The organism is Streptomyces sp. NPDC047081 (assembly GCF_040643775.1).
Taxonomy (GTDB): Bacteria; Actinomycetota; Actinomycetes; order Streptomycetales; family Streptomycetaceae; genus Streptomyces.
Map to the genome: position 1 here is coordinate 48,646 of NZ_JBEYUY010000031.1, position 12,718 is coordinate 61,363.

The 12,718-nt window shown below is 70.7% G+C and carries 14 protein-coding genes; 3 read left to right on the forward strand and 11 right to left on the reverse strand.

The genetic code is table 11. The features are described from left to right. Positions 1–17: 17 nt before the first annotated feature. The 11 genes from ABZ848_RS40265 to ABZ848_RS40315 form a co-directional block, all read right to left on the reverse strand. On the reverse strand, positions 18–764 hold the full coding sequence (locus tag ABZ848_RS40265; protein WP_360840106.1) for a PH domain-containing protein: 747 nt from the start codon (positions 762–764) through the stop codon (positions 18–20). A gap of 51 nt (positions 765–815) precedes the next feature. After that, a complete protein-coding gene (locus ABZ848_RS40270) occupies positions 816–2,861 on the reverse strand; it encodes a pectinesterase family protein (RefSeq protein ID WP_360840108.1) in 2,046 nt (681 codons plus the stop codon). A 73-nt stretch (positions 2,862–2,934) separates the two neighbouring features. Next, a complete protein-coding gene (locus tag ABZ848_RS40275; RefSeq protein ID WP_360840109.1) occupies positions 2,935–3,306 on the reverse strand; it encodes a peptidase inhibitor family I36 protein in 372 nt (123 codons plus the stop codon). Beyond that, positions 3,303–3,842, reverse strand: coding sequence for a hypothetical protein (locus ABZ848_RS40280; RefSeq protein WP_360840110.1), 540 nt, complete (start codon positions 3,840–3,842; stop codon positions 3,303–3,305). Before ABZ848_RS40280 ends, ABZ848_RS40275 begins: the two co-directional genes overlap by 4 nt. Positions 3,843–3,849: 7 nt before the next feature. Then, positions 3,850–4,218: a hypothetical protein gene (locus ABZ848_RS40285; RefSeq protein WP_360840112.1), complete on the reverse strand. Its 369-nt coding sequence runs from the start codon at positions 4,216–4,218 to the stop codon at positions 3,850–3,852. Positions 4,219–4,312: 94 nt separating this feature from the next. Then, positions 4,313–5,788: a HAMP domain-containing sensor histidine kinase gene (locus ABZ848_RS40290; protein WP_360840113.1), complete on the reverse strand. Its 1,476-nt coding sequence runs from the start codon at positions 5,786–5,788 to the stop codon at positions 4,313–4,315. Then, positions 5,785–6,519 carry a response regulator transcription factor gene (locus tag ABZ848_RS40295; RefSeq protein ID WP_360840114.1) on the reverse strand — a complete coding sequence of 245 codons (735 nt, stop codon included), beginning with the start codon at positions 6,517–6,519 and terminating at the stop codon, positions 5,785–5,787. Before ABZ848_RS40295 ends, ABZ848_RS40290 begins: the two co-directional genes overlap by 4 nt. Positions 6,520–6,630: 111 nt before the next feature. Beyond that, positions 6,631–6,816 carry a hypothetical protein gene (locus ABZ848_RS40300; RefSeq protein ID WP_360840116.1) on the reverse strand — a complete coding sequence of 62 codons (186 nt, stop codon included), beginning with the start codon at positions 6,814–6,816 and terminating at the stop codon, positions 6,631–6,633. 35 nt (positions 6,817–6,851) lie between these two features. Beyond that, on the reverse strand, positions 6,852–8,069 hold the full coding sequence (locus ABZ848_RS40305; RefSeq protein WP_360840117.1) for a trypsin-like peptidase domain-containing protein: 1,218 nt from the start codon (positions 8,067–8,069) through the stop codon (positions 6,852–6,854). A gap of 220 nt (positions 8,070–8,289) precedes the next feature. Continuing rightward, positions 8,290–9,312 (reverse strand): LacI family DNA-binding transcriptional regulator, encoded by a 1,023-nt coding sequence (locus tag ABZ848_RS40310; protein WP_360840118.1) that lies wholly within the window; start codon positions 9,310–9,312, stop codon positions 8,290–8,292. Positions 9,313–9,409: 97 nt separating this feature from the next. Then, positions 9,410–10,189, reverse strand: a complete 780-nt coding sequence (locus ABZ848_RS40315) for a response regulator transcription factor (RefSeq protein ID WP_242765204.1) — start codon at positions 10,187–10,189, stop codon at positions 9,410–9,412. A gap of 182 nt (positions 10,190–10,371) precedes the next feature. Here ABZ848_RS40315 and ABZ848_RS40320 point away from each other — a divergent pair, with 182 nt between their 5' ends. From ABZ848_RS40320 to ABZ848_RS40330, 3 genes are read left to right on the forward strand one after another with little or no spacing between them, the layout of a single operon-like run. Next, positions 10,372–11,232 (forward strand): alpha/beta fold hydrolase, encoded by an 861-nt coding sequence (locus ABZ848_RS40320; RefSeq protein WP_360840121.1) that lies wholly within the window; start codon positions 10,372–10,374, stop codon positions 11,230–11,232. A 58-nt stretch (positions 11,233–11,290) separates the two neighbouring features. Further along, positions 11,291–11,545 carry a MoaD/ThiS family protein gene (locus ABZ848_RS40325; RefSeq protein ID WP_360840122.1) on the forward strand — a complete coding sequence of 85 codons (255 nt, stop codon included), beginning with the start codon at positions 11,291–11,293 and terminating at the stop codon, positions 11,543–11,545. A 2-nt stretch (positions 11,546–11,547) separates the two neighbouring features. Beyond that, a complete protein-coding gene (locus tag ABZ848_RS40330; RefSeq protein WP_360840123.1) occupies positions 11,548–12,612 on the forward strand; it encodes a hypothetical protein in 1,065 nt (354 codons plus the stop codon). The last annotated feature ends 106 nt before the right edge of the window (positions 12,613–12,718 follow it).

Sequence of the window (12,718 nt, forward strand, 5' to 3'; positions counted from 1 at the left end):
CCGGACCTGGCAACGGCTTATGGCTGAGCTGGGGGATACCCACCGCGTGGCTGCCAGAAGCGGCTCAGCAGGGTGCCGAGCAGGGCGAAGGAGGCCAGGGGGACACAGACGAGGAGGAGGAAGGGGTGGTCCGGTCGCCCGTCGACGATCGTCCAGAAGTCGACCACGAACATCGCGAGCAGCACGGCGAGGGAGATGTACAAGGCCCAGGTCCAGCCTCTGCGCCGCGCGACCCCCCGCCGGATCCGCTCCTCGACCGCGGGACGCGGCTCCCAGATCAGACTGCGATACGGGGCCGCGGATAGGCACAGCTCCGAGACCTCGGCGTACGGGTCGGTCAGCTGCCGGTCGTCGAGGTGCCAGAGCAGGTGGCGGCGGCCCTCGTTGTCGTAGAGGTAGGTGAGCCACCCGGGGCCCAGCCGGCCGTTGCCGCGCGGGGCGGGCTCGACCCGGATGTCGTACACCTCGTGCCAGGCCCAGGAGCGCGACCGCAGGCGCCCCTGGACGGTGATGCCCGCGGCCGTGACCCGGGTGTGCGCCCGCAGCTGCTCCAGACCGACCCGGGCGATGGTGGCCGTCACAAGCAGCCCGGCCGTCAACGGCAGCCATGCGGGCGGCCCGTCGAGACGGGCGTTCGGATCCTCGAAGTTGACGGCCTGGAAGAAGGCGTTGGCACAGATCACCCCCAGCAGACCGAACTGCAGCCACGGCAGCCCGCGCCGTCTTCGGTACACCCGCTCTATCCCGCCGGCGTCCCCGCCCATGTGCCCTCCCCCTCTTGTCCGAGGCGATGGTAGGGCGGGGAGCTGTGAGGGTCAGGACGCGGACGGTGTCCAGTCGCCCAGCCAGTCGGCGACCTCCTGGTCCGCGGCCTGGGCGTCGGTCAGCTGCGGCCGGTCGCCGCTCGCCGCGCCCGAACCCGCCCCGGTGTTCTTGTACTCGGCGAACCGGTCGTCCTTCCAGGAGAAGCCGCCCATGTCCGACCAGGGGGTGGACTTGATCGCGGCGCTCAGGGTGGAGTTGCGGACCGTGGTCTGCGGGTCGACCGTCGTGCTGCCGCCGGGGTGCCAGTTGCGCCCGAGGTAGAAGGAGGCCGCGGAGACATCCCCGTTGACCGTCGACCTGTTGATCAGGATGCCCTTGCGGTTCGCGGCGGTCGACGGGGCGGTGACATAGCCGGCCGACGTACCGTTCCAGCGCTTCTTCAGCGTGATGACGGACTTGTCCACGACGGCCGTGGCCCGCCCGAAGACGAAGTCGACGTTGCCGGTGATGTAGGAGTTGGCGATGTACACCCGGCCGAGCTTGTCCGCGGCCGCGGTCTCCATCTCCAGCGTGTCCTGGTCGCCGTTGACGATGATCCCGTCGAGGAAGATCCGGTCCGCCTGCGTCAGCAGCGCCACCGCCTGGTTGGCGATGTCCTGGTGCGCTGCCTCGTCGAAGTCGTTGGTGACGGTCAGGTTGCGCAGCTGGGAGTCGTCGGACAGCACGGAGACCGTGGCGCTGCCGGGCGTGCCGTAGGTCGACCCGTCGGCCTTCTTCGTCCCCGCCGCGTTGTCGTAGACGATCACCGTGTCCTTACGGCTGCCGCCCGCACCCTGGATGGTGACGTGCGGCTTGTTCGCCGGGACCTTGACGACCTCGCGGTACGTTCCCGGCTTGACCGAAATGACCACCCGGGAGGGGTTGTCGGCGGGCACGGCGTCCACGGCGGCCTGCACCGTCCTGTACTGCCCCGACCCGTCCTGGGCGACGGTGAGGGTGGTGGCGGAGGCGGAGGTGGTCGTGGCGGTCGTACCGATGGAAGTACGGGGCCCGGCACCGGACTTGAGAAGGGTCGGCACATCGGCGGCCTTGTCGAGGGTGTACGGGTAATAGCTCTTGGGATCCCAGGCGGCCCCGCTGCCCCCGCTCTCGTTCCTCCCACTCGTCCCGGAGAAGACGTTCCCCTTCTGTACGAGCGTGGCCGTACTGTCCCTGATCACAGGGTTGTTGATGCCCTGGAAGTAGGAGTTCTCCAGCAGCATGTTGGTCTTGCCGCGGGAGTAGTTGCCGTAGGAGGACGTGATGTCGGTCCCGGCGACGTCCTCCAGGTAGTTGTTGTACAGGTGGGCGTGGGCGACGTTGTCGGTGGACGGGTTGCGCTGCTCGGTCTCGCGGATCCAGTTGTGGTGGATGGTGATGTCCGAGGTCACGTTGTCGGTCCAGCCGATGCCGAAGGCCTTGTTCTCCTGGCTGAGCTTGTTCCAGGAGACGGTCAGGTACGTCGTGTCCTTGCGGCTGTCGATGAGCCCGTCGGCCATGTGCCGGATGTCGTTGTGGTCGATCCAGACGTGGTGGGCGCCGTCCATCTGGATGCCGTCGTAGTCGTGCTCCTTGTCGTTCCAGACGCCCTGGTACGCGTCCCGGATGGTGAGGTTCCGAATGATCACGTTGTGGACGCCCTGGCCGAGGAAGAACCCGCCGGCGACGATCTGCCCGGAGGTCCCGGACCCCACGATCGTCTTGTCGCTCTGGACCTTGATCTCTTTCCCGACGGGATCCATGTTGATCGTGGCGGCGACGACGATGACGTACGGCTCGGCGGCGGTGGCGTACTTCTCGAGATCGGCGAGCGTCTTCACCGTCACGGTCTTCCCGTCGCGCCCCCCGTAAGTCCCGTTCTGCCCAAGGGCGTTGACGGAGGCGAAGCCGTCGGCGGTGGCGGTGGCCCAGGCGGGCGCGGTCGCGGCGGAGGCCTTGGACTGCGAGCCCGGCAGCAGTCCGTAGACGGCGGCCGAGGCGGCCGTCAGGGCGACGGGGATGGCGATCGCGAGGGCGGTACGACGCCGTCTGTGCTGGGCCATGGGGGGTACGTCCATTCCGTGCGGGTGACAGGGACCGGTCAGGGGTGGTCACCGCGCACGGAAAGGTTGCCGGGGTGTCCGGGGTTTCTCAGCAGCCCATCGTCCAGGTGTGGGAGGCGCCCTGGTCGTTGGCGGCGGCGTTGTAGCCGACCTCCTGGCCCGGGGCCAGACAGAGGGTGACGTGGCCCAGCAGCTCGCGGGCGGAGTAGACCTGCACGTGGTCCTTCACGCCCGGGCCCGAGATGCCGTGGTTCGCCCAGGACGAGTCGTGCCAGGCCATGTCCCCCTCCCACCAGTGGTCGTCGCCGCTGTGCTCGATCTTCAGCCCGGTGAAGTTCGCGTCCGTCCAGACGCAGAAGTTGCCGCTGCCGCAGGGGACGGCCTGCGCGGCGGCGGAGGTGGCGAGCACGGCGCCGGTGGAGAGGAGGGTGGCGGTGAGCAGGGCGGTGAGACGCTTCACGGTCGGGTGCTTCCTGTCGATGGCTGATCGGTGTGGTTGAGGAGGGCGGTGGCCTCGCGTACGGCGTGGGCGCGCAGCCGCCGGTAGTCGGCGAGTTCGGCGCGGTGCCGGGCGCGGACCCGGTCGAGGGTGAGGTGAGCCCGGTCGGCCTCGGGGCGCAGGTTGTTGACGATGACCGACGCGTGGAACCAGCGCCGCTGGTCGCCGTAGAGCCGCTGGTTGGCGGCGGCGAGACAGCCGTCGGTGTGGGCGCGGACGACGTACCCGGTGGGCAGGGTGAGGGACAGCTCGGCGGGCCCGGCCCCGAACAGCGCGTCGGCGACCCGCTGTTGCGCGGTTTGGGAGGCCGGCCCCTGTCCCGGGCGCGGCGGGGTGATCCCCTGACGGGTGAGGCAGTCCTCGGTGAGGAGCTGGGTGGCGGCCTTGATGAGGTCGTCGGGGGAGGGCCGGGCCGGAGGGGACGACGGGCTGGTGCCGGCACAGGCGGTGAGAAGGAGCCCAGCGGTCAGCAGCGCGAGGGCGCGCGCGAGGAGCATCGGCGGGTCAGCCCCGCTCGCACCCCATGGTCGTATCGCTGACGCCGTCGAACTTCGTCGCCCAGGCCGTCCAGTTGTTGTCGTAGTCGTCCGGCCGGATCTCCCGGTAGAGGCAGGTGCCGCCGCTCTGGTAGCTGATCGCGTAGACGCTGACGCCGGCGTGCGAGTCGAAGGAGTACGCGTGCCGCTTCACCCGCGCATCGGCCTCGCGGTAACCGGGCGGTGAGTACGCCCAAGCGCCGCCCGCTCCCATCTGGTCGGGCTCGGACCAGAAGTGCACCTGCCCCGGCGGTACGGCGGCGGGGTGGGCGGCGGCGGGCGCGGCGGTCGGCAGAAGTGCCGCGAACGCGGCGGTGGCGACGAGGAGTTGACGCATGTGGAGAGTCCCGGGGAGGTGATGAGGCGAGCTGGCCAAGATCACCATCCCCAACGGCTGCCCGGGTATGCCCCGTTTCACCCGTTCGGCGGGGTTACGGACTCTCCGGCGGCGGGGTCGGGGCCCCCGGCAGGCGTACGGTCGCCATCGTGCCCCCGTCCGTCGGGCGGGACAGGGTGACCTCGCCGCCGGCCTGTTCCACCGTGCGGGCCACGATCGACAGGCCCAGCCCCGAGCCGGGGAGGGCGCGGGCGCTGGGGGAGCGCCAGAAGCGGTCGAAGACGTGGGGGAGTTCGTCGGCGGGGATGCCGGGGCCGTGGTCGCGGACGGTGAGGGTGCCGTGGTCCAGCTGGACCTCGATCGTGCCGCCCTCCGGGCTGAACTTCACCGCGTTGTCCAGGATGTTGACGATCGCCCGCTCCAGCGCGGAGGGCTCCGCCCGTACGTACCAGGGCTGGAGGTCGGCGGTGATGGTCAGCTCGGGCCCGCGGAGCCGTGCCCGGCGCAGGGCCGCCTCGACGGTGTCCTGGAGCGAGACCACCTGGACGCGCTCGCCCCGCTGGCCCTCCGAACGCGACAGCTCCTGCAAGTCGCCGATCAGGGAGGCCAGTTCGGTCATCTGGGCCTTCACCGAGGCGAGCAGTGCCTTGCGGTCGGCCGGGGGGATGGGGCGGCCGGTCTCCTCGCTGCGGGTCAGGAGTTCGATGTTGGTACGGAGGGAGGTGAGCGGGGTGCGGAGCTCGTGGCCTGCGTCCGCGATGAGCTGCTGCTGGAGCTCGCGGGAGCTGGCGAGCGAGGAGGTCATCGAGTTGAAGGACCGGGAGAGCCGCGCGATCTCGTCCTCGGCGTCGTCCTCGACGGGGATGCGGATGCCGAGGTCTTCGGTGCGGGCGACGTGCTCCACGGCCTCGGTGAGCTTGTCGACGGGGCGGAGACCGGCACGGGCGACGAAGAGCCCGGCGGCACCGGCGCCGACGACTCCGATGCCGGAGACGAGGAGCAGGATCAGGGCGAGGTCGTTGAGGGTCTTCTCGGTGTTCTTGAGCGGGATCGCCATGAGCAGAGCGGTGTCGGGGTACAGCTGGGGCGAGGAGCCCAGACCCTGACTGACCACCAAGGGGATGGTCAGCACGCGGACGTCGTTACCGTCGGAGTCCGTGCCGTTGCGGAAGACGCCCTTGCCGGTCGCGGCGCGCTTGATGACGTCCTTGTCGCTGGAAGTCGTCTTCACCGCCCCGGCGGAGTCGGACGAGACGCAGGCCTTGCCGTTCGCCTTGACGAGCTCGGTGTAGTTGTTGTCCCGCCCCCGCAGGTCGCCGAAGTTCGAGTCCGTGGGCTCCGTCGCCTCCTGCGGACACACGCGGAGGAGCGCTTCCGCCTGGGCGGCGTTCACAGGACGCTGGGCGCCCTTCTGAAGCTCGTTGTCGACCTGGTCGTACAGCTTCCCCTGCACGATGAACCAGCACGTCACCGACACCGCAGCCACCGCGAACGCCACCGCCGCCGCCACCAGCATCGCCAGGCGGGAGCGGATCGGCAGGGTCTGGAAGCGGCGCAGGACCTTCCTCACTCCGCGCCGCCCTGGCGGAGCACGTACCCGACGCCCCGCACCGTGTGCACCAGGCGCGGCTCGCCGCCCGCCTCCGTCTTGCGGCGGAGGTACATGACGTACACGTCGAGGGAGTTGGAGGACGGCTCGAAGTCGAAGCCCCAGACCGCCTTCAGGATCTGCTCGCGCGTGAGGACCTGGCGCGGGTGCGCCATGAACATCTCCAGGAGCGTGAACTCCGTGCGGGTCAGTTCCACCGGCCGCCCGTCCCGCGTCACCTCACGCGTCGCGAGGTCCATGCGCAGGTCCGCGAAGGTCAGTGCCTCGTCCTCCTCGACGCCCGCGACGGCCGCCGCCGCGTAGGAGCTGCGCCGCAGCAACGCACGGACCCGGGCGAACAGTTCGTCCAGCTCGAAGGGCTTGACCAGGTAGTCGTCGGCGCCCGCGTCGAGCCCGGTCACCCGGTCCCCGACCGTGTCCCGCGCCGTCAGCATCAGGATCGGCGTCGTCGTGCCCGCACCCCGCATGCGCCGCGCGGCCGTCAGGCCGTCCATGCGGGGCATCTGGATGTCGAGGACGACCAGGTCGGGGTGGTAGGCGGTCGCCTTCTCCAGCGCGTCGGCGCCATCGACCGCGACCTCGGTGTCGTACCCCTCGAAGGCGAGGCTGCGCTGAAGTGCTTCGCGCACGGCCGGCTCGTCGTCGACGATCAGGATGCGCTGGGGTTCACGGTCGCCATCGGCGGGGCTCATGGGCGTGGATTCCTCGGGTGCGGTGGGACGACATGGGGCTGGTACTACTGACGGCTTTCAGCCTCGCATGTTTCCCGGCGGGCGCGTAAAGGCGGAGCGCGGGGAGGCGGCTCAGCCGCGGGCGGCTGCCGTGCGGCGGCGGCCACGTGCCGCACTCGCGCGGCGCCCGGCGGCGAGGGCGGGCGCGACCTCGGGGGCCCGGGCCGCCGGCGCGTGCAGTTCGTACGCCACTTCGAGGGCCAGCGCGAAGCCGGCCGGGTCGGTGCCGGTGACGGTGTGCGAAACCTGCTTGATCATGACGTACTCCCTGTGTGGTCGGTGGGGCCGGTGGGTCAGCTGTCGGTGCCGCCGGCCCGCAGCGTGGCCAGGTCGGACTTGACGGTGTTGATCGGGATGGCGAAGCCGAGGCCGACGCTGCCGGCGTCCGAGGAGGAGCCGGACGAGGACGAACTGGCCGAGTACATCGCGGAGTTGATGCCGATGACATTGCCCGCGGCGTCGAACAGTCCGCCGCCGGAGTTGCCGGGGTTCAACGAGGCATCCGTCTGGATCGCCTTGTAGGTCGTCGTCGACGAACCCGTGTCGCCGTTGAACTGCTGGCCGCCGAAGGAGAACGGCCACTGGCCGTCGCCGCCCTGGCCCTGCTGGCTCTGGTCCTGACCCTCGTCGGTCGCGACGGTGACGTCACGGTTGAGGGCGGAGACGATGCCGCTGGTGACCGTGCCGCTCAGACCCTCGGGGGAGCCGACCGCGACGACCGTGTCGCCGACCTGGAGGCCGGAGGAGTCGCCGAGCGTGGCCGCCGTGAGGCCGGAGGCGCCCTCCACCTTGATCAGGGCGAGGTCCTTCTTGCTGTCGGTGCCGACCACCTTCGCGGTGTACGACTTCCCGGTGCTGGTCGTCACCTTGATCGACGTGGCGCCGGAGATGACGTGGTTGTTGGTGATGATCTCGCCGCCGCTGGTGATGATCACGCCGGAGCCGGTCGACGAGCCGTTGCTCAGTGTGGCGCTGATCTCGACGACGCTCGGGCTCACGGCCGCGGCGATGGTGGCGACGTCGCCCTTCTTGCTGGACGGCACCACGCTGGTGGTCGTGGAGCTGGTGGCGACGGTGTCGTTGCCGGTCAGCTCCTGGAAGGCGTAGGCGGTGCCGCCGCCGACGGCCGCGGCGACTATCGCGACGGCGGCCAGCAGGGCGAAGGGACCCCGGGCGCGCTTCTTCGCGGCCGGCGCGGCGCCGGGCGCGGGCTCGGCCGCTACGGCGGTCAGCACGGCCGTACCGCCGCCGCTGCCGTCGCCGCCGCTGCCCTCGGCGGTGAAGCCGGCGGGCGCCGCGGCGTGCGAGGACTGGGCGGGCCACACCGTGGTGCCGGGCTCTACGGTGACCGGCTCCACGGGCTGCGGGTGCTGCGCGGGCTGCTGCTGCGCGGGCTGGAACGCCGGCGGCGGCGGCCACTCCGGGTTCACGGGCGAGGAGTGCTGCTGGGCGCCCTGGTAAGGGTTCTCGTACTGCTCGTACTCGCCGTCGCGGCGGAAGCTCTCGGTCATGTCACAGAGCTTGTCGCCCGACCATGAGAGCTTCCTGAGCGCCCGCTGAGAAGCCCGCCAGAACCTCGTATGCCCGATATAAAGCCAGTACTGGCGGCTGAGCGGGACCTCTCAGACACCCCTCATGGAGACGCGCCCCAAAGGGGCGCGGGGCTGCATCAATTTGCGGCTCCGCCGCGGGGCGCGACCAGCCACACACAACCGTCAGACGGCGTACGGCCTACTCACACCCGCACGAACGCCGAACAACCAACCGCGACGGGAAAGTCTTCAGCCGCTCCCTGCGCGAGCCGGCCACCCGCAGCCCGTCATCAAGTACGAGATCCACCGCCGCCCGAGCCATCGCGCTACGGTCCGACGCGACCGTCGTCAGCGGCGGATCCGTGAGCGCCGCCTCCTTGATGTCGTCGAAGCCCGCCACCGCCAGCTCGCCCGGCACATCGAGCCGCAGCTCGCGCGCCGCGCGCAGGACGCCGATCGCCTGGTCGTCGGTGGAGCAGAAGACCGCCGGCGGCCGCTGCGGCCCCGAGAGCAGCCCCAGCGCTATCCGGTACGCGTCGTAGCGGTTGTACGGCGCCTCGAACAGCCGCCCCTCGGTCGGCTTCCCGGCCTCCTCCATCGCGCGCCGCCAGCCCTCGACGTGGTCGGATACGGGGTCGCCGACGGCGGGCGTCTCGGCCGTACCGCCCATACAGGCGACGTACTCGTAGCCGTGCTCCAGGAGGTGACGGACGGCGAGCTGGGCGCCGCCGAGGTCGTCCGTGACGACGGCGACGTCGTCGATGGCCTCGGGCCGCTCGTGCAGCAGCACCACCCGGGCGTCCCAGGCCTCTATCTCGGCGGCGGCCTGGTCGTTCAGGGCGTGCGAGACGAGGATGAGCCCGGAGACCCGCATCCCCAGGAAGGCGCGCAGGTAGTGGACCTCGCGCTCGGCGACGTAGTCGGTGTTGCCGACCAGGACCATCTTGCCGCGCTCGGACGCGGCCTGTTCGACCGCGTGCGCCATCTCGCCGAAGAACGGCTGGCGGGCGTCCGGGATGATCAGGCCTATGAGATCCGTGCGCCGGGACGCCATCGCCTGGGCGACCCGGTCGGGCCGGTACCCCAGCTCCTTGATCGCGGCGAGTACACGCTCGCGCGTTGCCGGGGCGACCGGCCGGGGTCCGTTGTTGATGACATAGCTGACGACGGCGGTCGAAGTCCCCGCCAGCCGCGCCACATCATCCCGAGTCACCTTGGCCACGCGCGGAGTCTACGCGGATATACCCGCTCCGGGCAGGGCGAGCGGAAGCTTCCACGGGTACCTCGTGTGCGGAAGCAATGCCCTGCCCGGGGGCTCCTTATGCCTCCGCCGGTACCTCGGCCGCGTCCAGGGCGACCGTCTCGTCCGCATCCTCCGCCTTTGCCCGGTCGGCCTTGGCCTTCGCCTCGTCGGAGACGCGGTCGGCCTTCTCGGGCGTAACGAATCGATAACCGACGTTGCGGACGGTCCCGATCAGCGACTCGTGCTCGGGGCCGAGCTTGGCGCGCAGCCGTCGTACGTGCACGTCGACCGTGCGGGTGCCGCCGAAGTAGTCGTAGCCCCAGACCTCCTGGAGCAGCTGGGCGCGGGTGAAGACGCGGCCCGGGTGCTGGGCGAGGTACTTGAGGAGCTCGAACTCCTTGAAGGTGAGGTCGAGGACCCGGCCCTTCAGCTTCGCGCTGTACGTCGCCTCGTCGACCGACAGGTCGCCGTTGCGGATCTCCATCGGGGAGTCGTCGTTGACGATCTGCTGGCGGCCCATGGCCAGCCGCAGCCGGGCCTCGACCTCGGCCGGACCGGCGGTGTCGAGGAGCACGTCGTCGATGCCCCAGTCGGCGGTGACGGCCGCGAGGCCGCCCTCGGTGACGACCAGGATGAGCGGACAGCCCGGTCCGGTGGAGCGCAGCAGCTGGCACAGGCTGCGGACCTGCGGGAGGTCACGACGGCCGTCGATGAGGATGACGTCGGCACCCGGGGTGTCGACGAGAGCCGGGCCTTCCGCCGGTGCCACGCGCACGTTGTGCAGCAGCAGGCCGAGGGCCGGCAGCACCTCCGTCGACGGCTGGAGGGCATTGGTCAGGAGCAGCAGAGAACTCATACGTCTGGTTCCTCCTCGGTCCCTGCGAGGACGTGTGTGGTGCATCACCTGCTCTGCGATCCCGAAGGCCCCGTACACCGGCGGTCACCTGGAGTTTCCCGCTTCGTATACAACGCTTCCGAAAGCACAAAAGGACCCGGGGGCTACGCTGCCCGAGTCCTCTGCCCAGCAGAATAGCCCACATGAGCACTACTCCGGCAGGTCATGTGGCGCGATCCACCGTTCGTCCGAACTTCGAGACGAGCAGACGTACACCTTTACGGACGTTTCTACACACGGACGACGGCGTGACGATCGATTCCGTATACGACCCGTCGAGAGCTGTATACGACGTCTCCGCGCAGCCTGCCGGACACCTGGCGTTCGTCGTGGCGCACGGCTTCACCGGCGACGTGGACAAGCCGCATGTGCGCCGGGTGGTCGACGCGTTCGCGCAGTACGGGGCCGTGGTCTCGTTCTCCTTCCGCGGGCACGGAGCGTCCGGCGGGCTGTCCACGGTCGGCGACAAGGAGGTGCTCGACCTGGCGGCCGCGGTGCGCTGGGCCCGGGAGCTCGGGCACACGCGCGTGGCCACCGTCGGCTTCTCCATGGGCGGCTCGGTGGTGCTGCGGCACGCCGCTCTGTACCGGTCGGGGCAGGAGGGGCGCACGGAAGCGTCCTCGGACGCGGTGGTTTCGGTCAGTGCACCGGCTCGCTGGTACTACCGGGGTACGGCCCCTATGCGAAAGCTCCACTGGCTGGTAACCCGCCCCGAGGGCCGACTGGTGGGCCGCTACGGCTTCCGTACGAGGATCACGCACCGCGAGTGGGACCCGGTCCCGCTGTCCCCGGTGGAGGCGGTACCGCACATCGCGCCGACCCCCCTCCTGATCGTGCACGGCGACCGGGACGGCTACTTCCCGGTGGACCACCCGAGGTCCCTGCACGAGGCGTCCGGCGGCCACGCCGACCTGTGGATGGAGCCGATGGGCCACGCCGAACACGCGGCCGACGACGAGCTGCTCGGCCGGATCGGGGACTGGAGTGTCGGAGCGGCGGGCTAGCCTGGCCCCGTACACAGCCGATTGATTGTTCGTCGTTGATCGTTGATTGAGGAAGCGGATGCCAAAGGTCACGGTGCGCTACTGGGCCGCCGCGAAGGCCGCGGCCGGGGTCGGTGAGGAGCCGTACGACGCGGCCACCCTCGCCGAGGCGCTGGACGCGGTGCGCGAGCGACACCCCGGGGAACTGGCGCGCGTGCTGCAGCGATGCTCTTTCCTCATCGACGGTGACCCCGTGGGCACCCGCGGACATGAGACGGTACGGCTGGCCGACGGCGGCACGGTCGAGGTGCTCCCGCCGTTCGCAGGAGGGTGACGATGACGGATCAGCCGTACCAGCAGGGTTACGACCCCCAGTGGCAGCAGGCGTACGACGACCCGTATGCCGCGCAGCAGTACACGCAGCAGTGGCAGGGGCAGACCTGGGAGACGCAGTACCAGGCGCCGGTCACGACGGCGGAGACGGGATACCTGCCGCCGCAGGCCCCCAACGACCAGGCGCAGTACGGGAATCAGGCCCCTGCGTGGCAGCAGGCGCAGCCGGTCCAGGCGGCTCCGGCGCCTGAGCAGTCGTCCCCTGACGCCTCCGGTTACGGCCCCGCCACCCTCTCCGGCAACGCCCGTATCACCGACGCCCAGCGGGCCCGACTCGAAGGGCGTTCGCCGATCATCGAGCCCGGGATGCAGCCCGCGGGGCTCACGGCGCTGCTCGGTCTGCTGCTCTCCGGTACGGCGGCGGTCGGCTCGTACGCCCTCCTCGTACCGCTCGTCGTCCTCCAGGCCGTCACCGCGGCGGGCTGGTTCCGGCTGAACGGCATGTGGCCGGCCCGGCAGGGCATCGCGCTGGCGTTCCTGGGCGCGCTGGTCGCGGACGTCGTGCTGCTCGCGGCGGGGCGGGAGAACGGCCCGGCGGCGATCCTCGGCACCCTCGGCGTCTGGGTCCTGCTCTCCCTGGTCCTCCAGCTGCGCTCGCACGCCGATCCGGACACCCGGATGTACGGCCTGATGGCGACGGTCGCCTCGGCGGCGCTGTCGATCGTCGCGGCGGGCTACCTCGCGGCGGCCGCGGACGCGGTGTCGGTAGGCGCGGCGGCGGTCGCCGTGGCCGTGCTCGCCCGCGCCCTCCCGCTGCCCACGCCGGCGTCCGTCGTCGTCTCCGTCCTCGCGGCGGCGGGCGCGGGCATCGCGGTCGGCGGGATGACGGGCCTGGGCGCGAAGGGCGCGCTGCTCGGCGCGGGCGCGGGGGTGTGCGCGCTGATCGGCCACCGGGTCGCGAGCTACGACTACCCCTCCCGCTTCGTCCACTTCACGGCCGGCGTGGCGCTGCCACTGGCGGCGGCGGCACCGGCCGTGTACATGCTGGGCCGGGCGATCAGCGCGTGACGTGACCTCGCGGTGATCATCGCGGCGATGTGACAGCGCCCGGTCAAGCTCTGTCACAGATGATCGACAATTTCCCGGCTCCCCTTGCCCCCGGGGTTAGTGTCGC